This window comes from Fischerella sp. JS2 (assembly GCF_032393985.1).
Taxonomy (GTDB): domain Bacteria; phylum Cyanobacteriota; class Cyanobacteriia; order Cyanobacteriales; family Nostocaceae; genus Fischerella.
The window spans coordinates 6,119,984-6,141,190 of record NZ_CP135918.1 but is presented as its reverse complement, the minus strand read 5'-3'; the positions used below and the strand labels follow the sequence as shown (position 1 = coordinate 6,141,190).

The following is a 21,207-nucleotide window of genomic DNA, read 5'->3' as shown; positions in this document are numbered from 1 at the left end:
CTTGATTTCTACAATTTATTGCCGTGTAATTGAGCTAAGGATGTGCATCTCGACTCCCAAAAATTTCAGATACGCAGATCACTGGCGATATTGGTCGTCGCTGACCTTTTCCAGCCAGTCCACGGGCTTGCCGTCGAGTGCCTCCTGAATGGCAATGTGCGTCATGGCCGTAGTTGCTGTAGCGCCGTGCCAATGCTTCTCACCGGGCGAGAACCAGATCACGTCCCCCGGCCGAATTTGCTCGATCGCACCACCCCAGCGTTGTGCAAGACCGCAGCCAGCAGTCACGATTAGGGTCTGGCCCAACGGGTGGGTGTGCCATGCTGTCCGAGCGCCCGGCTCGAATGTAACACTGGCTCCAGACGTGCGTGCTGGATCGGGTGCCTCGAACAGAGGGTCAATGCGAACGGTGCCGGTAAAATACTCAGCCGATCCTTTGGTGGAAGGCTGTGAGCCACTTCTTTTGATGTCCATTTTTTTAATTCCTTCACTTGATGCCCTGCATAATTGCTAGCCCAATCTCTGCGATTGGACACTGATCGCCTATAGGTAGAGATGGAAATTTTTTAAGCAGCAAGGTTAGCCTTGATACCGTTTTGGTTGTCAGTAGGCGAGTCTCTTGCCTGTCAAAACTGAGTTTTTTCTTGAATAAAAGTCCAGACGCTTATCAGAAGCCGGAATCGTTTTTCATTGCTTTAGTTTTATTCTAGGAATCCTAGAGGGCAAGCAATAGAACAATCGTCTAAGATAGTTGTACAATCCTGCAAAACTTAGAAATGAACGCTGCAAAAACGAGTGAAACGTCTGATAGGGATTTGATGAACGACCAGCAGGCAAAGCGCCAGGCAGACAGAGCGCAAGCCAACAGAGACGAACTGAAAGAGCGGATTGCACGGGCTATCCGTGATGATGGGACGATTGAGCCGCTCAAAGGATTGCACTTCAACCGCACCTCCTCGCCTGCGGAATGCCTTCATAGTGTCTCTGTCCCTGCCTTTTGTGTGATTGCTCAAGGCAGCAAAGAAGTGCTTCTGGGCAGCGATCGCTATCAGTATGACCCTTTGCATTATCTGCTTGCTACGGTCGAACTGCCGATTGTCAGTCAAATTCTCCAAGCGTCCAAGGCGCAACCGTTCCTTAGCCTTCGCCTCGATCTTGACCCCACCCTGGTCGGTTCAGTCATGATCGAGGCAGGGTATCCCTCATCACGTAACCGTGCTGATGTGAAAGCGATTGACGTAAGTTCGTTGGATGCAAATCTATTGGATGCTGTGGTGCGGCTCGTCAGGCTTCTAGATTCCCCTGCTGAAGCTCATGTTCTCGCACCACTGATTAAGCGGGAAATCATTTACCGACTCCTGATCGGAGAGCAAGGAAGTCGGCTCCGTCAGATTGCAGTTCTAGGTGGCTACACTCACCACATTGCTCTTGCCGTCGAGCGACTTCGTAAAGACTTTAACCAACCGCTTCGCATTGAAAGCATCGCCCGAGAGCTTGGAATGAGTGTCTCGGGCTTCCACCATCACTTCAAGTCTGTTACTGCAATGAGTCCCTTGCAATTCCAGAAGCAACTGCGCCTCCAAGAGGCCCGCCGTCTAATGCTGGGGGAAAACCTTGACGCTACTAGTGCTGCCTATCGAGTGGGGTACGACGATGCCTCGCACTTCAACCGGGAGTACAAGCGGCTGTTTGGTGCGCCACCGATGCGCGATGTGGAGCGGCTACGAGAAACTGCTAGGCAGACTGCTAGTTCAACATGAGGACTAACTAAGAGCGATCGTTACAGAAGTAAAAAGGCGTATAAAGGGAATCATAAAAAGATTTAAATTCAATAATTAAATTTTACTCTTCCATATCCTCTCTAAGATTTTAATTTGCTTTTCATTTAAATAAAAATCTATTCTAAGGCTTGATTTTCCATATCCTCTCTAACATTTCAATTTTCTTTCTCCTTTCAAGACTCATCTGTTCCTCAGTATTAGATATTATCTTTTGTTGATGTTTCAAGTTTTCAAATTCTTTGAGGATCTGAGCCATTTGCTTGTCACGCTGCTTTTTGTATCTATTAGACTGATATTTTCCCAAAATAAAGCCAATTATCAAAGAAGTAATGAAAACTAATGTAAACAAGCCGATATGATCATTTCTTTGCCCTGTCGAATTTGGTTGACTGGGCTGAACTGTTTGAGAAGGGAGTGCAACAGAAACAGTTTGCATATTCTTAGCGGTTTTTGCAATCAGCATAATCACTTTCAGTTATCAGTTGTCAGTAAACAGTTATCAGTTATCAGTTTTCAAATTTTATTACTTACTGTTAACTGTTAACTGTCTTACTCACCTCTTAATTTTAGATTGTAGGCTTCAATGCGTCTAAAGTCAGATTCAACTTCAAGACATTAACTCCTGGTTCACCAAAAATACTCAAAAAACGACCATCAATATTTTGGTTTATCAAAGTTTCCAACTGCTGGGGCTGCACTCCTCGCGCCTTGGCGACTCGTGCAATTTGCGCTTTAGCAGCCTCCGGAGTAATGTGGGGATCAAGACTGGAACCAGAGGTGTATACTAAATCGGCTGTAGGCTGCACACCTGCATTCTTGAGACGATTAAAATCTCCTTCAACCCGTTTACTGGGGTCTGGATCATTGTTACCTTTAATACGTTCTAACAAAGCTGGATTACTAGGAGCCAAGTTGCTAGCACCGGAAACTCCAGTTTTTAATACCCCGGCTTCATCCTTGTTCGGGTCAGCAGTACTATAGCTAGTGGTACTGGGGCGACTGTTAAAATAGCGATCGCTTGTGAAAGGTTGACCAACAAGAGCAGAACCAACTATTTCACCTTGGGTATTTCTGATTAGACTACCATTCACCTGAGTTGGAAACACAACTTGTCCAAACCCAATCATTACGAAAGGATAAATAATAGCTGTAATGATCCAAAGTACTAAAGTAGAACGAATTGCTCTACTTGCTTCGCGTGTAAAACTCATTAGAATTTCTCCGGTATAAACATCACAAAAAATAAATATATAGAAAGAGCAACCGTGACTATTCCTAATAGTCCCAACGCCCAAGCTTGAGTGCGAGAAAACTGTTGATCAGCAGCTAACACCAAAGGTGCAACCACCAAGTTCAAGCACATGGCTATGAACAAGTACAATGGCAGCTTTTGTTTTTTGCTAGCAGACCAAATTTCAGTCAGAGTTTCTAATAGTTGGTCAGATAAAATCGGGTAGCGTTGAATAGGTTTCATAAATAAATAGTTGGTAGTTGGTGGTTGATAGTTGATTGTTAGTTGTTAACTAATCTCCAATTCTGGAATTTCAAGTTTTGCACTAAAACATTGAAATTGTGGACACACCAATAACCTATCTGTGTCTATCGGTGTGCATCCGTGTGCATCGGTGTTCGATTTATAAAATACGATTTTGGTCACAGCTTTAACTCTTAAAAGGCAGCTATGCTGAGGGCAGAAGGGAAGAGGATTTGACTGAATTTCACACTTAAAACCAGAACATTCAGGTTTAAAACTCCAAATTTCACACTTCAAACAGGAACATTCAAGTTTAAAACTCCAAATTTCACACTTAAAACCAGAACATTCAGGTTTAAAACTCCAAATTTCACACTTAAAACCAGAACATTCAGGTTTAAAACTCCAAATTTCACACTTAAAACCAGAACATTCAGGTTTAAAACTCGAAACTTCACGCTTTGAACTAAAACACTGAGGTTTTGATGCCCAATCCCCAACCCCCATTTTCAAGACAACGGCAAAATAACATCAATCAACTTGATAGCAATAAAAGGTGCAATGATACCGCCAACACCATATATAAAGATGTTGCGGCGTAGCAGTTGATCTGCTGTCAAAGGGCGAAACTTTACACCTTTGAGTGCCAAAGGAATAAGAACTGGGATAATTAGGGCATTGTAAATCAAAGCTGAAATAATGGCAGATTGAGCGCTTTTTAGCCCCATGATATTCAATGCGCCAATACCAGCTGCTGCAAAGATAGTAGGAATAATAGCGAAATACTTGGCAATATCATTAGCAATAGAAAACGTCGTCAACGCCCCACGGGTAATTAATAATTGTTTACCGATAGTCACCAAGTCAATGAGCTTTGTAGGGTCAGAGTCCAAGTCCACCATATTGGCGGCTTCTTTGGCAGCTTGTGTACCAGAGTTCATTGCTAAACCCACGTTTGCTTGAGCCAATGCTGGTGCATCGTTAGTACCGTCTCCGGTCATGGCTACTAACTTACCTTGAGACTGTTCGGAACGAATTACTTCTATTTTGTCTTCTGGAGTCGCTTCAGCAATAAAATCATCAACCCCTGCTTCTTGGGCAATTACCGAGGCTGTGATCCGATTGTCACCTGTGAGCATAATAGTACGCACACCCATACGGCGGAGTTGGTCAAATCGTTCTTTTATACCAGGCTTGACGATATCTTTAAGGTAAATCACACCAAAAATCTCATCGTTTTGGCAAACTGCTAGGGGAGTACCACCTAAATGGGAAACTCGCTCAAACGCTGCATCCAGTTCAGAAGTACTATTTCCCCCACGAGAACGCACAAACCCCTTGATTGCATCTACTGCCCCTTTACGGATTTGTTTACCATCAGGTAAGTTAGTACCACTCATGCGGGTTTTGGCAGAAAACTCAACGCCTTCAGCTATGCTAGTATCAAAATCCGCCTTTGCACCCAAGTTTTGGGCAAGTTTGACAATTGACCTACCCTCTGGCGTATTGTCAAATACGCTAGCAACTAAGGATACTTGGGCAATGTCTTCTACAGAGTGGCCGTTTACGGGGATAAATTCATCGGCCATACGATTGCCAAAGGTGATTGTACCTGTTTTATCTAATACCAAACTGTTAATATCACCACAGGCTTCTACGGCTCGACCAGAGGTAGCAATGACGTTAAATTGGGCAACTCTATCCATCCCAGCAATACCGATCGCACTCAGCAAACCGCCAATTGTAGTCGGAATTAATGCTACTAATAGTGAAATCAAAATAGCAATGCTAGCACCAGCACGCAGATTGTTCCCTGCCTCTACTCCGTACAATGTACTGACAAAGTTAGCAACATAAGCAGCAAAGGGAGGAATTGTTGCCACGACAATTAGGAAAACCTGGGTCAGGACTGCTAAAAGTACTGTTAAGGCGATTTCGTTAGGAGTTTTGCTACGTTCCGCCCCTTCTACTAAAGAAATCATGCGGTCAATAAACCCTTGACCAGGGTCAGCGGTGATCCGGATCTTCAATTCATCAGATAGTAGCCGCGTACCACCAGTAACAGAACTAGCAATATCTGTACCTGGTTGCTTGAGTACAGGGGCAGATTCCCCGGTAATCGCAGACTCATCCACCGAGCCAATACCTTCGATTACTTCCCCATCGGCGGGTATCATGTCATTGGCAATGATTTTTACTAAATCACCCCGCCGCAGTTCTGTAGAATTCACTTCTTGGATAGAACCATCGGGCAGAATTTTACGAGCAATTGTATCTGATCGCGTCGCCCTCAAAGTATCTGCTTGTGCCTTTCCCCGCCCTTCAGCCACAGCTTCGGCAAAGTTAGCAAACAAAACTGTGAAAAATAAAATCAGAGTAATCAACCCGTTTAACAAACGTTGCTGGTTTACAGGAAGTTGTATAGTTCCAAATAAATTCGGGTCAAGGGTGACGAGAAAAGTGACAATGGTTCCTACCCAGACAATAAACATAACTGGATTTTTCACAGCTATGCGTGGATTGAGTTTCACAAATGACTCTTTAATTGCCCTTTGATATAGTCCCCGCATATCTGCTTTAGGAGTGTACTTGCGCGAATCACGAGTTCCCTGCGGCACACGGGGCAGACGAGGAGGGAATGAATTGGTCTTTGTTCCCATATATTTTAGTTATTGAAGTGAGGGAGTGGGGTGGTGGAGAGGTGGGGGGCTAGGGGTCCCCACTTTGTGGGGTTGGGGGGAGATGGGGGAGTGTGAGGAGTGTAGAATTTACTCCTCCTTGTCTTGTCTCCCTTGTCCCCTAATCCTCGATTACCCATTACGAATTTGAAAAAACTCACCAATTGGGCCAAATGCCAGTACGGGAAAGAAGGTGAGTGCACCTAAGATCAAAATTACGCCTGCGGTTACGCCCGTAAATAATCTAGTATCGGTTCGCAGTGTACCAGTTGTTAAAGGCACTGGCTGCTTGCGGGAAATACTATCTGCGAGTAAGAGCAAACCGACAATTGGAATATAACGTCCTGCTAGGAGACTAAAACAAGTACTAAGGTTCCACCACAGGGCGGTTGTAGTTGGTGCTGTACCTGTGGCGATCGCTAATGGAGAGGGTTGAGAATCAGCTAAGCCTTCAAATCCGGAACCGTTGTTGGCAGCAGCTGAAGCGTATTCGTAAACGACTTGGGCAAAGCCGTGAAAACCAGGATTACTAGTTCCCGCCAGTTGATCAGGAAATGCCAAAGCAATAGCTGCTGGGATCATAATGGCGATAGGATGAACCAGCAAAATTAGGAAACTGGCTAGCACTACTTCTCGCTTTTCAATTTTGCGTCCCAAGAATTCTGGTGTGCGTCCCACCATCAAGCCTGTAGCAAATACTGCCAAGATTAAATAAGCAAATAAATAAGCTGTTCCTGTACCTTGTCCACCAAATACAATTTGCAGAAACATGTTGGCAAGGGTGACGAAACCACCACTAGGCATATACGAATCATGCATGCTATTGACAGCACCACACATTGTGGCTGTGGTGATGGCTGCATATAAAGCAGATTGCGCCCAGCCAAATCTGACTTCTTTACCTTCAAGGTTTGGTTGGTTGCTACCCAACAAAGTATTCACAGCCGGATTTCCGTTGTATTCGCCAATGGCTGTAATGATGATGAAACCAATAAGGATTGCCAAGGGAATACAATAAACTAACCAGGCTTGTTTGATGTTGTTGGCGAAGATACCATAGGTGTAAATCAGCGAGGTTGGGATCGAAAGAATTGCTACCAACTGAATCAAATTAGTAAACCCATTGGGATTTTCAAATGGATGAGCAGAGTTGATAGCAAAAAAACCACCACCGTTTTCGCCTAGTTCTTTGATAATTTCATAGTGAGCCACAGGGCCACGAGCGATCGCTTGACTAATATTAGGATCTTCTAAAGTAGGAACAATTACAGGACCTGCTAATGTTTCCGGAACGCCAGCAGCCATAAAAGCGATCGCACCGACAATACTAATTGGCAGTAATACCCGCGTAATTGAGCGAATTAAATCTACATAGAAATTACCCAGTGGTCTACCTGTTAATCCGCGAATAAAGGCGATCGCTACTGCTATTCCTGTCGCTGCTGAGGTAAACATGTGATATCCTAGTCCCCACATTTGACTAGCGTAACTCATGTAAGTTTCACCAGAATAATGCTGCTGGTTGGTGTTAGTAATAAAGGAAATTGTGGTATGCAGTGCTGTGTCCCAAGTCGGCGCGCCAATTTTCGTTGGGTTTAGGGGTAGCCATTCCTGATTCATTATGATGAAAAAAATTAGCAACCCCATCACTATATTGCTGTAGATAATGGCTCGTGCATATTGCCAGCCTGTCATATTGTCTTTAGCCTTAACACCAATTAGAGAGTAAAGCACTTGCTCAATTGGGTTCACAATTGGGTCGAGAAAAGTCCGTTGTTCTTGGAAAACAAGCGCCATATAGCGCCCAAAAAAGGGCGTGATTACTACTACAATTAGTAGCGTTAATGCTATTTGTATCCATTCTTGTAGCATAAGCTAGGTAAACTCCAATATAAATAAAATCAGACTTTTCTTGATTTTCAAATCTTTTTTTAGAAAATCACAAGTCTGAAAAGTCTTTTTACTAATCACCAATTCACTAAGGACCAAAGCAAATTTTTAGGAGATAAAAAGAGATTTTTAACGCTTACTTTACGAACTATTTTTATCAACTTACATCATCGGATGTTTTACATAGTAAAACAAGAATTAGGGGTAATAAAAATATGTTTATTTTTTGATATCTAGTATTTATCAATAGATATATATATAAATTGAATTTGTTTAGATAATTAGTAAACACTAGATATATACAGAACTAAACACAAAATTAAACACACAATTAAAAGTCTCTAATTATAATAGAATTTACTCTGAATATTCTTTCTTTCATATAGTCGATCCTTGCATTAATCCCAAAATCCCCCCTTTCACAGGGGGAAGATTTAGTTTCCTAAGCGAATTCGCTTAGAGTTAGGGTGGGATCAAAAAATATTTGTGCAAGAAGTCTAGTTACATATATTTTTAATAAAAATGAGTGGCAGGATAATTTTGTGAATGGCATCTTTAAAAACGAAATTGCAGTCTCAGAACTGGCGCTTGGGTAAAACTTTTCTGATATTGGGAGTATTTCTTATTATTGGAACTCTTGAATATACCACCCCAACTGACTATGTGTTTGGATATCTCTACAGTGGGGCGATTTTGTTGGTAAATTCTTGGTTTGGTGAAAGAGCAACTTTGCGGGCAACGTTTCTTGCTATTTGCTTGACTATGCTAAATTTATGGATACCAGGACGGGAAGCAATCACAACTTCTACAGTTGCAAGTCGAGTGATTGCCTCGATGGCTTTGATGGTGACGGGTTTTTTGAGTATACGCCTGCGACGTTCGCAACAAGCAATTGCCTTGACCCAAGCTAAGTTAGAATCACAGGAACAATTGGTACGACTGCGAGAAGATTTTGCTTCCACTCTGACCCATGATCTCAAAACACCGTTGTTGGGAGCGATCGAAACTATCAAAGCATTTCAGCAAGAAAAATTTGGTGTTGTTTCGCCAATTCAACAGAAAGTTCTGGCTACAATGATCCGTAGTCATCAGACTTCTCTACAATTCGTAGAAACTTTGTTGGATGTTTATCGTAATGATACTGAGGGTCTAAAACTAAATTTAGCACCAGTAGATTTAGTTGCGATCGCAGAAGATGTTGCTAGTAACCTTGCAGCTTTAGCTTCTAACCGTCGCATTTATATAACTTTTGACTATGGTGACTCAGATTTACGGCAATCTTTATGGGTGTTAGGTGATACACTGCAACTAGAACGAGTCTTTACTAATCTTTTGGTAAATGCCATTAACCACTCCCGGCGCGGAGGTCATGTAGAAGTGGTGCTAGAATCGCAGGCATCCCACCAAATTGTCAAAATACTAGACACAGGTGCAGGTATTTTGCCTAATGAATTTTCCCACCTATTTGAAAGATTTTACCAAGGTCATAGCGATCGCCAAGCAAAAGGTTCTGGGCTAGGACTTTATCTGTCTCGCCAAATTATTGAAGCGCACGGTGGTACAATTTGGGCAGAGAATCGGGTTTGTGCTAAATATACTTTATCATCTGATACCATCACAACTGGAGCTATCTTTGGTTTTAGACTTCCAGTTTATCCTCATTCAGTCAACAGTTACAAAACTGATAACTGATCATTGTTTAGTAATGGCTTCTACTGCACTTAAAATTCTCCTAGTTGAAGATGATGAACTGTTCCGCTTGGGATTGCACGTGAGATTGCAACAAGAACCAGGGTTAGAAATTATTGCTGAGACGGAAGATGGTGAAACTGCGGTTGAATTAGTCAAGGAACATTCTCTTGATATTGTACTTTTGGATGTGGGATTGCCAGGTATTGGAGGCATTGAGACGTGTCGGCGAATTAAGCAACTACACCCCCAATTACCAGTATTAGTTTTGACTTCTCATTCTCAAGCATCCTTGATTGCACGGTTAATAGCAGCAGGCGCACAAGGCTACTGCTTAAAAGGAATTGCAGCCGAAAAATTGGTACTGGCGTTGCGTTCTGTGGCTGCGGGTGCGTCTTGGTGGGATGAAACTGCAACCCAAGAAATTCGTTCTAAATTCGAGTTTAATTATACCGAAGATTACACCAAAAATCTATCTATAACCGTAAATTCACTGACGCAACGAGAACAAGAAATTCTCTCACTCATAGCACAAGGCAAAACAAATCAAGAAATAGCTGAAGTACTATATATTACCACAGGTACAGTCAGAGTTCATGTCCATACCATTTTACATAAACTAGAAGTCCGCGATCGCACTCAAGCAGTCATCGTCGCTATGCAAGCAGGTTTGATCAAGTGACCCTTTTGGCAAAGGGAAGAATTATTGTCTATAACCCTCTGCCTTCTGCCTTGAAAGTAACCTCACCCCGTCAAGCAGAGGACACCCCTCTCCTTAGTAAGGAGAGGGGCTAGGGGTGAGGTTTTTTCATGCTTGGCGGTGAAACTTGTTTCATTAGGACTGCCTTTCTTGGGTCAGTAAGTATTCTTTCCTTCACAAAAAGTCATAATTCGGTAAAATTAGGTAAAGCAATTTATGCAGTTGTAAAGCAAAGGCGTCAGCAATCTCATGCAGCTGAAATTCAGTGCATCTCGGTTTCCCCTAACTCCCCTACTCCTAATCGCACCCTTTTTTCTCTGGGGTACGGCGATGGTGGCGATGAAAGGAGTGATTTCCCACACCACACCATTGTTTATGTCCGGGGTGCGGATAATCCCAGCCGGGTTGCTGATTTTAATCGCAGCTGCTTTCATGGGTAGACCCCAGCCTAAGGGTTGGGCTGCTTGGCTGTGGATTGCTTTATTTGCCTTGGTAGATGGGGCATTATTTCAAGGCTTTTTAGCTGAGGGATTAGTGAGAACTGGTGCTGGGTTGGGATCAGTGATGATTGACTCCCAACCTTTGGCGGTGGCTTTGATGTCTTCTTGGTTGTTTCAAGAAATAATTGGTTTGTGGGGATGGTTAGGACTTTTGTTGGGTGTGACGGGGATCAGTTTAATTGGCTTACCTGATGAGTTGATCTTAGGTCTTTTGTCTGACAACACTCCCGAAATTTTGCTTTCTCCCACTCTCCCATTCCTCAATTCTCTGTTTGCTAGTGGCGAATGGCTAATGCTGTTAGCAGCTTTGAGTATGGCGGTGGGAACTGTAATGATCCGCTTTGTCAGCCGTCATGCTGATCCCGTTACAGCTACGGGATGGCATATGGTTATCGGTGGTTTACCCTTGTGGGGGATTTCATCGGTTGTTGAATCCCAACAATGGCAGAATCTCGTACCATCTGACTGGGCAGCTTTGGGGTATGCTACGGTCTTTGGCAGCGCAATTTCCTACGCCTTGTTTTTCTATTTTGCTTCTAGCGAAAATTTGACTAGTCTGAGTTCTCTGACTTTTCTCACGCCTGTATTTGCCTTACTATTCGGCAATTTGTTGCTGCAAGAAGTTCTCAGCCCTTTACAGTGGATAGGAGTTGGTTTGACTTTAATTAGTATTTACCTGATTAATCAACGCGATGTTTTAGCTGGTCGGGGATCGGGGACAAGGGAAGAGGGACGACTTGGGGGACAAGGGGGACAAACAGGACAAGAGGAATTCTTAACGACCAACCAGCAACCAACAACCAGCAACCAGCAATCACTAATGTACAGACGCGATTAATCATGATGTACAGACGCGAGGAACATCGCGTCTCTACCTACTAACAACCAACAACTACTAACCACTAACTTTGACAATTGACGATTGACCATTGACCACATCACTTTTCTGGTGCTTCTGATTGCAGAATGGTTTGACAGTATTCGATGATAATTGTCAGGCGATCGCTAATTGTTTTAAGTCGATTAACAGCAGTTGCGGCTTGTCGCGCGCCTTGAAGAAACATTAGGTCGATTTCCAACAGTTGCAGTTGCTTACTCATCTCTGTCCGATAGGATAGTTCCCGTGTTTTTTCCTCTGCTAAAGGTAAAATATGCTGCCGAAAAAATTCTTGTAAAGACAAAAGATGCTGTCGCAGTTGCTGTGCATCTGTTTGGTGAGTTGCTGCTTGCAAGCGGAGTTGCTCTAATAGTATTACGAAGGTGTGATATCTCTCTTGATTGACAGACATTCAGTGCTAATTGAGATACTATTAATGTCAAGTAATTTTTCTTATACAATATTCTTTTCTAACCTTTTGTTAAGGTTATGGACTCCAAAATCTTAAATTTGGGGTCTGATTTGCCATCATTAGATTCTGATAACTATTATGCTTGACACCCAGTACAGGATAATTTGCCCAAGCTTTTTGTTCAAGCAATGATCCTGCGATCGCTTTTTCCTCCCTCGTGTCGGCAGCAAATAGTTTTTCGACGACATTCTCGTCAAGTGTGTTCACTCCTCCCTCTAACCACCAAATCATCTCCAGCCCCGCTATATTTTATGATGAGCAGCACAATTGTCAACCACCCTATTGATATAACTCTTCCAGAATGGCTAGAAAGTTGCTTACGTACACCGCCTACAGACGGTACTGCAACGGAAGAAGATCAGAAATATTATGATATAAGTTTGATTTGTCGAGCCTTTGAGTTTGCTTATCAGCTGCATCAGGGTCAGTACCGCAAATCAGGAGAACCATACATCTGTCATCCGATTGCTGTAGCTGGAATGCTGCGTGATTTAGGTGGTAGTGCAGCTATGATAGCAGCTGGATTTCTTCATGATGTAGTGGAAGATACAGATGTTACAATTGAAGAAATAGAACAGCGTTTTGGTGCAGAAGTTAGATGCTTAGTTGAAGGCGTCACCAAGTTATCTAAAATCAATTTCAAAAGCAAAACTGAAAGTCAAGCCGAAAATTTTCGACGGATGTTTTTGGCTATGGCGCAAGACATCCGCGTGATTGTAGTGAAGTTAGCAGATCGCTTACACAACATGCGGACATTAGAATATATGCCAGACGAAAAACGCCGTCGTACCGCTACAGAAACACGAGAAATTTTTGCTCCCCTAGCAAATCGCTTGGGGATTTGGCGTTTTAAATGGGAATTGGAAGACTTAGCATTTAAGTATTTGGAACCAGAAGCTTTTCGGCAAATTCAACAGCTGATTTCGGAAAAACGCACAGCGCGAGAAGAGAGATTGACAAAAATCTCAGAAACATTGAGAACTCGACTTGCAGAAGCAGGAATTCGCTGTCTTGATATTAGTGGACGTCCCAAGCATCTTTATAGCATCTACCAAAAGATGCAACGGCAAAATAAAGAATTTCATGAAATTTATGATTTAGCAGCACTGCGAATTATTGTACAAACCAACGAGGAATGCTATCGCGCATTGGCGGTTGTTCACGATGTCTTCCGTCCGATTCCTGGTAGATTTAAAGATTATATTGGATTGCCTAAGCCCAACCGTTACCAATCATTACATACTGGAGTAATAGGGCCTTGGGGACGACCTTTAGAAGTGCAAATTCGGACAATGGAAATGCACCATGTGGCAGAATATGGTATCGCTGCTCATTGGAAGTATAAAGAAACTGGCGGTTCTAACGCTACTTTAACTGCGGCGGATGAAAAATTTACTTGGTTGCGGCAGTTATTAGAATGGCAAAGTGATTTAAAAGATGCTCAAGAATATTTGGAAAGCATCAAAGATAATCTATTTGAAGAAGACATTTATGTCTTTACTCCCAAAGGGGATTTAGTTGCTTTAAAACCTGGTTCTACAACAGTGGATTTTGCCTATCGCATTCACACAGAAGTAGGGAATCGCTGTGCGGGAGTGCGGGTAAATGGTAGGATGGTACCACTTTCGACGCGCTTGCAAAACGGCGATATAGTCGAGATTATTACTCAAAAAAATGGTCATCCTAGTCTGGATTGGTTGAACTTTGTTCGGACTAGTGCAGCAAAAAACCGGATTAAGCAATGGTACAAGCGATCGCGCCGGGAAGAAAATATTGCGCGTGGACGCGAATTATTAGAAAAAGAACTTGGGAGAACAGGTTTTGATAATGTGCTGAAGTCAGAAGCAATGCAGGCGGTAGCAGAAAGATGTAATTACCACTCCACAGAAGATTTACTCGCAGCTTTGGGTTACGGGGAAATTACACTCAACTTAGTGCTGAACCGTTGGCGAGAAATCGTAAAAGCACAGCAGCCTGCTACTAACGAGCCGGATAATACCACACACCTACCCACTACAGCTAAGGCAGCGGCCTTATTACGAGAAGCAACTCCCACAACTTCCCGCACTAGTGACTCGCCTATCGTCGGTGTAGAAGGGTTGTTGTATCACTTAGCTGGGTGTTGTACCCCTATTCCTGGCGAAGCAATTATTGGTGTGGTGACACGGGGCAAAGGAATTTCTATTCATCGTCAAGGGTGTCATAATCTGGAAAAAGTAGAATGCGATCGCCTTGTTCCGGTGAGTTGGAACCAAGCAGTAGAACACAGTGGTCGTCCTGTAACTTACGCGGTGAATTTACAAATTGAAGCACTAGACCGAGTAGGAGTATTAAAAGATATTTTGTCACGGCTAAGCGACCAAGGGATCAACGTCCGCCATGCAAATGTAAAAACATCCTTTGGTCAACCAGCATTGATCGATTTGGGAGTTGAAATTCGTGATCGCCCTCAATTAGAACAGATATTTACTCAAATTAAGAAAATGAGTGATATTCTTAATATCCGTCGCCTTGGTCAAATTGACGAATAAAATCATGTTTGATTGGATATCTTAGTCATGGGAAATAGGTAATAACAACGCGGTTTACCTATTTCCCATGATTAATTATTAATTGCTGATAGTACTAAGTGCAGCTTGGCATTATATCGTAGTATATTTAAACGCAAAGGAACGCGGAGTCAGCGCAAAGGAACGCAAAGTATTTTTATAAAGAATTCACTACGAATTAATAAAATCTTCTATTAAAAATTAATCACCTAAACGCCCACCCATAATCCATCTGTGTGTATCTGTGTGCATCTGTGTTCGTTTTATAAAAAATATATTCCTCCTTACCAAAATCCCAATCAAACATAAACTTATGATGTTAAATTTATAAACCCAATCCAGCAACGACCATTTAGTAAAGCAGTGAAAATCGCACTAATTATAATCCCCTTCATCAAGGCAAACTTTTCTTGCTTTCTTAGTCTCAAAAGGACAGGTATGATATATACAAATTGTGTTATCCCAATCCCAAAAAAATAGACTACAAAAATTAACTGAAAAAATCTGATGTTATATTGAGAGGCAATTATTAATTCTATATAAGCAAGAATGCCCAAAATCAAAGTTGCGATGATATGCATTCCCATGACTAGAAAAATTCCGCCGATTATATAATAAAATTCGTTTCTTCTTGACATGCAACATCCTTAATTAGCAAAATTTAATCTTTGATTATTAACCAAATCGTACCCTGTACTACCCTCGCGATAAAACATATTGAAAGTATCAAAGGGAATGATTCTGCCATCTGGGTGGACGATATGAATACATGATCGCTTCACCGAACGCACATCAAAATTAAACGGATCAAGAAACTGGACAATCATCACTCGAAAAATATTGGCATAGGTAATTCCTTCGGGAACGGGAAGCATTGGTAAACAACACAAAAGCTGCCTTAATGATGTAGCCACAGAACTAGGTGAATGACTGGTAGAAAATAACTCAAAAATGTGGCGTTTGAGTTCTGGGTTTTGTTCGTAAAGTACACTGTTGGGCATAATTTCCACAAACTTTTCAGGATTGATTAACCCAGTTAGGGGTATGACTTTACCATTTAGTTTGAGTGCATAAGCCATTGCCAAACAGTCGGGATGACAAGGAACAGGTAGAATATCTTCTGGTTGAAAGTAAGGACTTTGTTGTAAAATTGACCTACGGACTTCGGTAAGGGTGTACCTATCACGTTTGGGATCAAAGCCTTGTAAACGTCCAGCCGCTTGGATTGGTTGAAACGTCACGCCGCGTACACAAGGCTGTTGCAAAGCATACTCAATTATTTTGCCGATTTCGTGGTCATTCAGTCCTTTTTTGAGGGTGACAACTAAAGTTGTAGAGATATTATACTCATTAAGGTGAGCGATCGCTATTTCCCTGATACTACGCAAATCTGCGCCTCGCAAGTCTTTTAGCGCTTCTGCTTCAAAGCTATCAAATTGCAGATATACTTCTATACCAGGCATGTATTGACTCAGGCGACTGCAAAAAGTTTTATCTTTCGCAATTCTTACGCCATTGGTGTTAATCATTAAATGTTTAATTGGCTTGCTTTTGGCAAGATCCATAATTGCAAAAAACTCTGGGTGAAGCGTTGGTTCACCACCACTCAACTGCACAATTTGCGGTTCTCCTTCATTCGCCACCACCGCATCAATCATCTTAGCAATTTCTGCTAAACTGCGGTGTCGTCTGGGTTGATGAGAAATATCAGAAAATTCTTCCGCACCGGAATCAGCATAGCAAATTGGACAAGACAGATTGCATCTGTCTGTGACTTCTATTAAAGTTAAACAACTATGCTGTTCATGATCTGGGCATAGTCCACAATCATAAGGACAACCATATTTGATTGGTGTATTAAACTTGAGTGGCATATCTCCTGGTTTGATAAACTCCAGGGATTTTTTGTAATATTCAACATCGTCAGCGATTAAAACTTCTTCTCGTCCGTGAGTAGGACAATGTTTAATTAAGTAAACGTGATCATCTTGAAATATAATTTTTGCTTCGACTTTGGTGAGACACTTGGAACAAACACTATTTGTCAAAGCATAAAATAGGTAATTGCGAGTAGGCATGGTGCAGAAGTTTGTTTTTAATCTTACACCAGTAAACAATAGCAAGCACTATTTAGAATAGTGTTGGTGCTTTACTGATTGCAGTTATAGCAATTCCCCATGAAGATGACTTAATATAAAAAAATGTGGCGTTGCATAATAGCGGTATGAATTGAGGTCAATTAATCATGGAATGTCCACGCTGTGGATCTTGTCATAACCGTAAGAATGGAAAGAAAAGAGGTAAACAGAATCACATTTGCTGTGATTGTGGTCGTCAATTCATTGATGTCTATAAACCACCCAGGGGCTACTCGGATGAAATCAAACAAGAATGCCTAAAAATGTACGTCAATGGTATGGGATTTCGTGGAATTGAAAGGGTGAAAAACGTTCATCATACTACCATTATTCATTGGGTTAAACGAGTGGGTACACAATTGGCGGATACACCAAATTCAAAGGAAATTCCGCAGGTGGGAGAACTAGATGAATTAGAAACATTTATTGGTTCAAAAAAAATAAAATCTGGTTGTGGACGGCGGTAAATCACTTTACTCAAGGTATTCTTGCTTGGGTTTTAGGTGATCGTAGTTCGACTACTTTCCAACAGTTATGGAACATTGTCCAGTGTTGGCAGAGTTATTTTTACGTCACAGATGGATACCCTGTTTACCCTTGTTTTGTTCCTGATGGTGACCAAATTGTGAGTAAGACCTACATGACACGAGTCGAAAATGAAAACACAAGGCTTAGACATTATTTGGCTCGTCTTCATCGTAAAACTTTATGTTATTCCAAAACCGAGGAAATGCTGAGATACTCTGTTCGATTGTTATTGCACTACCTCAAATATCGTTCTGTTCCCTTACCTGCCTAAAACATACCTTTATTCAGCAACGCCAAAAATGTAGACATATCCTAATGGTGCTAACCACCACTTTCAGCAATCAATTCTCTCAGCGTTTTCCCTAAATACTCATACTCCTCTATCGTGTTGTAAATTTGTGCGGAAATCCTCAGTAGTAATTTCGGTGTCTCCTGCCAAGGAAGCACTTGCACCTGAATAGAAAACCGATCAAATAACTCATCACGTATAGATAAAAAATTGCGGTTTTCTAAAGCGATAGGCATTGGTACAATAGCCATTGAACCAATCATCTCTTCTGGGCAGGGTGGCAAAACTTCCAGTGTTTCACAAAGTAGCTGTCTGGCTTGTAATGCTAATTGGTGATTGCGCTGTCTCAATTCATCCCAACCACCAGGTAACAGCGAACCCAAAAATGCGATCGCTTCTGGTACGCACATATACGCGGTGGGATCATCTGTCCCCATCCAATCAAACTCCAATTGAAAGCGACTTTTATCAGTGCGTGGGGAGTTCGCACCGTGGCTAATTGTCAAGGGACGAATTTCTGGTTGTTTATCCCGTTGCACATATAAAAAGGCTGCTCCTTTGGGCGCACACAGCCATTTGTGGCAATTTCCTGTGTAATAAGTTGCGCCAATTTCTCGCAAATTTAAGGGTATCATTCCTGGCGCATGAGCGCCATCTACAAGTGTGTCCACACCCCTGGTTTGCAATTGTTGCACCAACTCCTGTAGAGGAAAGATTAATGCTGTTTGACTTGTGACATGATCTAGCAGTGCTAATTGTGTTTTGGATGAAACTCGCTCTATTACTGCTTCTACAACTTGCTGAGGCGAATCGAGGGGAAAAGGAATCTGAGCAACTACCACCTTTGCCCCTGTACGACTGGCGATAAAATCAAGTGCATTACGACAGGCGTTGTATTCGTGGTTGGTTGTGAGTATTTCATCTCCAGGATGAAAAATTAGGGAACGCAATACGGAATTTATACCAGTAGTTGCATTGGGGACAAATACCACATCTTCTACATCAGTACCGACAAATGCCGCTAATTTGCTTTTAGCTCCATCTAACAGTGGTTCCCACTCCCTGGTGAAAAATCGTAATGGTTCCTGTTCGAGTTGCGATCGCAACTGTTGCTGAAATGATAAAACTGCGATCGGACAAGCACCAAAGGAGCCATGATTGAGAAAAGTTACTTTTGGATCAAACGACCATAAATCTTTGAAGCATGAAGTACTAAAGCTGAAGTATGAAACTCTCTCTTTATCCTTCATCCTTTAACTTTTATCCTTTATTTTTAACTCCCCAGGCAGGATTCGAACCTGCGACCAATCGGTTAACAGCCGACCGCTCTACCACTGAGCTACTGAGGAACGTCACGATTAATAATAGTAATACCAAGTTATAAGAATTGGCAAGTACTTTCGGAAAAATTTTTCCAAAAATTTTGTGAGTGTGTTTAATGGCAACTTGAATTTAAATTTTTGCCAACACTCAATCAACTCAGACTCCCAGCCAGAGAAAAGGTTAAGATTTGATTTGTGTGAACAATCTACTTTAATCCCATTCGCAGTTCAGCTAGGCGCTGTCTTGCTTTGGCATCAATAGAATTAGCTAAAAATCTACTATTGGATTTTTTGCGTGGTTGATACCTTTGCCGCACCCGACAAACTGTGGCTTGCACTTCGTAACATAACTGCTGTGCTGATAACCATTCTGCCCCGTACCCCTGTACCATCAGTTGCTGGGCGCGGTCTGAGGTGGCAACAATCATGCGAGAAATTAAAGATTGAGCTATGGCAGGACGCAAAGATGCACAGGCTTTTTCAATATACGTGTCTGCTGTTTGACCGAAATCAGTATAATAGACAGATACAAGTTCTGTAATAACTTCTTTGTTACTACTAGCATTTTGATACTGAGCATCAAACACTATTTGTGTCTCATAGCCTTGAAATGCGCTGTAATCGGTCAAAGCTTCTATCAATTCCCAGCGCGCCGCTTCTAGTCCGGCTTGGTCACGGGTTCTTTTTAGACAAGACCAAGTGCCTATAATGTTGTAGCCGTCTACTAAGAAAACGGCTTGGGGTAAGGAACGGGACATGGTTTTTAATCACAATTATCTAGAGTTAACAAAATTCATTCATAACTTTTATAGTAATTCAATGATCCCTTGTAACACTATGTTACAAAATTAAAAAACGCAATAGCTTCACAAAAATTGCCTATATCAGGGCATAGGAACAAGAGGCAAGGAGCTAAAGTTAACTTAAAAGTCAAATTAACAACTAAACGAAGAGAAATTTCTACTTTTGTCTTTTAACCTTTATTCCTATTTCCCTATCCCTAGCAATACTTCTCGGTTAAAGGGCAAAGGGAAAAGGGCAAGGGGTGAAATGAACACCCCTTACCCCTTCACCTTTTACCTTTTCCAGACACAGATGAAAGTAAAATATATGTATCCGAGAAGTACTGCTCCCTATCCCTAATCTGTGTGTAACTGCATCAGACGCTGTTTGAGACGTTGAACTTCTCCCTTGTCTATCAAGGAACCTCTTTCTAGCAAAAAAGCGCCGTCACAGTAATTTAATTCATCTAAGCGATGAGTAACCCATAAGGCTGTAATACCCCGAGTTTTAACCAGTTTGCGGACACTAGCCACCAATTCTAGTTGACTATCTGGATCAAGTAAGGCAGTGGGTTCATCTAGTAGTAAAACTGCACAGTGACGAGCTAAAGCACCTGCGATCGCCACTCGCTGTTTTTGTCCTCCACTCAAAGCATAGATCGGACGTCTTTGCAGTCCTAATAAATTTACTGCTGCTAATGCTTCCTCAACCCTAGCTCTGATAGCAGGTAGTGTTAATTTTTCTTCCACTAGCCCAAAAGCAATATCAGCACCGACAGTAGGCATTACCAATTGATGGTCAGGATTTTGGAAAACAAAGCCCACCGGATGCAAAACCCCAATCTCACCAGATTGGGGTGCTAACAACCCTGCTAAAAGTCTCAGCAGTGTTGATTTTCCGCTACCATTTGTACCCAAAAGCATCCAAAATTCTCCTTTGGGTACTTCGATAGAGCAAGATTTAATTACTTTCTCTCCAGAAGGCCAGCTGAAGTTTAAGTCTTTTACCTTAATACCTAGTTCCGCCATTGTTTAAATCATCTCTTTATTCAGAGGTAAGGGCAAAGAAACCAGGTGGTCTACCACTAGCAGTAGTTGCACTGTCTTTCTGTGTTACCTGCACTCCGGAGATTTCACTAGCACGAACGGCGATTTTTCTCTCTGTTTTACCTTCACATTTGAGTTCTACGATCTCAGGCTTACCAGAAGACATTGCTGCCAAAATTAACTGATAAACAGCCTCTGCGTCTTCAGCTGTCTTACGCTGTACCGAAATGGGGAAGGGAGTATTTCTTACGGTTAAATCGATGGTAAACATTTAGCTTTAATTTATTTAACTGTAGGTCTAATTCTAGCTTGAAGAAGGTGGGGGATTGAGGAGTGTGGGGAACTCACCGGCCCCCACTCCCCCAAGGGAGTGGGGATTAGGGGCAGTGGGGAGTGTGGGGAGATGGGGAGATAGGGGGAGTAGGCATTGGAAATTACTAACAACTCACTACTAACTATTAACTACTAACTAAACAATACAAAATAGAGAT

The 21,207-nt window shown here is 42.1% G+C and carries 20 protein-coding genes and 1 tRNA gene; 6 read left to right on the top strand and 15 right to left on the bottom strand.

What is annotated here, in order from left to right; translation table 11 throughout:
• Positions 1–78: 78 nt before the first annotated feature.
• Positions 79–474, bottom strand: coding sequence for a (R)-mandelonitrile lyase (locus tag RS893_RS26355; RefSeq protein ID WP_315788558.1), 396 nt, complete (start codon positions 472–474; stop codon positions 79–81).
• Positions 475–776: 302 nt separating this feature from the next.
• Here RS893_RS26355 and RS893_RS26350 point away from each other — a divergent pair, with 302 nt between their 5' ends.
• The gene (locus RS893_RS26350; RefSeq protein WP_315788557.1) at positions 777–1,760 is read left to right on the top strand and encodes an AraC family transcriptional regulator; all 984 of its coding nucleotides are present in this window, start codon (positions 777–779) and stop codon (positions 1,758–1,760) included.
• 142 nt (positions 1,761–1,902) lie between these two features.
• Here RS893_RS26350 and RS893_RS26345 read toward each other — a convergent pair whose 3' ends face one another.
• The 5 genes from RS893_RS26345 to kdpA form a co-directional block, all read right to left on the bottom strand.
• Positions 1,903–2,244: a hypothetical protein gene (locus RS893_RS26345; RefSeq protein ID WP_315788556.1), complete on the bottom strand. Its 342-nt coding sequence runs from the start codon at positions 2,242–2,244 to the stop codon at positions 1,903–1,905.
• A gap of 103 nt (positions 2,245–2,347) precedes the next feature.
• On the bottom strand, positions 2,348–2,992 hold the full coding sequence (gene kdpC / locus RS893_RS26340; protein WP_315788555.1) for a K(+)-transporting ATPase subunit C: 645 nt from the start codon (positions 2,990–2,992) through the stop codon (positions 2,348–2,350).
• Positions 2,992–3,255, bottom strand: a complete 264-nt coding sequence (locus tag RS893_RS26335) for a potassium-transporting ATPase subunit F (RefSeq protein ID WP_315788554.1) — start codon at positions 3,253–3,255, stop codon at positions 2,992–2,994. Before RS893_RS26335 ends, kdpC begins: the two co-directional genes overlap by 1 nt.
• Before the next feature lie 509 nt (positions 3,256–3,764).
• Positions 3,765–5,915: a potassium-transporting ATPase subunit KdpB gene (gene kdpB / locus RS893_RS26330; RefSeq protein WP_315788553.1), complete on the bottom strand. Its 2,151-nt coding sequence runs from the start codon at positions 5,913–5,915 to the stop codon at positions 3,765–3,767.
• A gap of 150 nt (positions 5,916–6,065) precedes the next feature.
• A complete protein-coding gene (kdpA, locus tag RS893_RS26325) occupies positions 6,066–7,805 on the bottom strand; it encodes a potassium-transporting ATPase subunit KdpA (protein ID WP_315788552.1) in 1,740 nt (579 codons plus the stop codon).
• A gap of 564 nt (positions 7,806–8,369) precedes the next feature.
• Between kdpA and RS893_RS26320 the strand changes: the two genes are divergently transcribed.
• The 3 genes from RS893_RS26320 to RS893_RS26310 all read left to right on the top strand — a co-directional run bounded on the left by RS893_RS26320 (position 8,370) and on the right by RS893_RS26310 (position 11,550).
• Positions 8,370–9,515 (top strand): HAMP domain-containing sensor histidine kinase, encoded by a 1,146-nt coding sequence (locus RS893_RS26320; protein WP_315788551.1) that lies wholly within the window; start codon positions 8,370–8,372, stop codon positions 9,513–9,515.
• Between the two features lie 13 nt (positions 9,516–9,528).
• Positions 9,529–10,194, top strand: a complete 666-nt coding sequence (locus RS893_RS26315) for a response regulator transcription factor (protein WP_315788550.1) — start codon at positions 9,529–9,531, stop codon at positions 10,192–10,194.
• 267 nt (positions 10,195–10,461) lie between these two features.
• Entirely contained in the window at positions 10,462–11,550 is a 1,089-nt protein-coding gene (locus RS893_RS26310) for a DMT family transporter (protein WP_315788549.1), read from the top strand.
• Between the two features lie 100 nt (positions 11,551–11,650).
• On the opposite strand, the gene patD is transcribed toward RS893_RS26310, so the two are convergent.
• Positions 11,651–12,001 (bottom strand): heterocyst frequency control protein PatD, encoded by a 351-nt coding sequence (patD, locus tag RS893_RS26305; protein WP_315788548.1) that lies wholly within the window; start codon positions 11,999–12,001, stop codon positions 11,651–11,653.
• A gap of 75 nt (positions 12,002–12,076) precedes the next feature.
• The gene (locus RS893_RS26300; RefSeq protein ID WP_315788547.1) at positions 12,077–12,268 is read right to left on the bottom strand and encodes a hypothetical protein; all 192 of its coding nucleotides are present in this window, start codon (positions 12,266–12,268) and stop codon (positions 12,077–12,079) included.
• Between the two features lie 47 nt (positions 12,269–12,315).
• Between RS893_RS26300 and RS893_RS26295 the strand changes: the two genes are divergently transcribed.
• Positions 12,316–14,592 carry a bifunctional (p)ppGpp synthetase/guanosine-3',5'-bis(diphosphate) 3'-pyrophosphohydrolase gene (locus RS893_RS26295; RefSeq protein WP_315792106.1) on the top strand — a complete coding sequence of 759 codons (2,277 nt, stop codon included), beginning with the start codon at positions 12,316–12,318 and terminating at the stop codon, positions 14,590–14,592.
• Between the two features lie 329 nt (positions 14,593–14,921).
• Here the strand turns inward: RS893_RS26295 and RS893_RS26290 are convergent, their stop codons facing one another.
• Entirely contained in the window at positions 14,922–15,248 is a 327-nt protein-coding gene (locus tag RS893_RS26290; RefSeq protein ID WP_315788546.1) for a hypothetical protein, read from the bottom strand.
• A 9-nt stretch (positions 15,249–15,257) separates the two neighbouring features.
• Positions 15,258–16,688 carry a radical SAM protein gene (locus RS893_RS26285; RefSeq protein ID WP_315788545.1) on the bottom strand — a complete coding sequence of 477 codons (1,431 nt, stop codon included), beginning with the start codon at positions 16,686–16,688 and terminating at the stop codon, positions 15,258–15,260.
• Positions 16,689–16,855: 167 nt separating this feature from the next.
• Between RS893_RS26285 and RS893_RS26280 the strand changes: the two genes are divergently transcribed.
• Positions 16,856–17,547 (top strand): IS1 family transposase gene (locus RS893_RS26280; protein ID WP_315784082.1). Its coding sequence is split into 2 segments (ribosomal slippage): positions 16,856–17,180 and positions 17,180–17,547, totalling 693 coding nucleotides; the frame shifts between segments, so codons are not numbered across the junction.
• Between the two features lie 50 nt (positions 17,548–17,597).
• Here the strand turns inward: RS893_RS26280 and RS893_RS26275 are convergent.
• From RS893_RS26275 to RS893_RS26255, 5 genes are all read right to left on the bottom strand, one after another.
• Positions 17,598–18,815: an aminotransferase class V-fold PLP-dependent enzyme gene (locus RS893_RS26275; protein WP_315788544.1), complete on the bottom strand. Its 1,218-nt coding sequence runs from the start codon at positions 18,813–18,815 to the stop codon at positions 17,598–17,600.
• A gap of 27 nt (positions 18,816–18,842) precedes the next feature.
• Positions 18,843–18,914, bottom strand: a tRNA-Asn gene (locus tag RS893_RS26270).
• 179 nt (positions 18,915–19,093) lie between these two features.
• Positions 19,094–19,645 carry an NYN domain-containing protein gene (locus RS893_RS26265; protein ID WP_315788543.1) on the bottom strand — a complete coding sequence of 184 codons (552 nt, stop codon included), beginning with the start codon at positions 19,643–19,645 and terminating at the stop codon, positions 19,094–19,096.
• 381 nt (positions 19,646–20,026) lie between these two features.
• Positions 20,027–20,698 (bottom strand): energy-coupling factor ABC transporter ATP-binding protein, encoded by a 672-nt coding sequence (locus tag RS893_RS26260; protein WP_315788542.1) that lies wholly within the window; start codon positions 20,696–20,698, stop codon positions 20,027–20,029.
• Between the two features lie 16 nt (positions 20,699–20,714).
• Positions 20,715–20,987: a hypothetical protein gene (locus tag RS893_RS26255; protein WP_315788541.1), complete on the bottom strand. Its 273-nt coding sequence runs from the start codon at positions 20,985–20,987 to the stop codon at positions 20,715–20,717.
• Positions 20,988–21,207 lie beyond the last annotated feature (220 nt).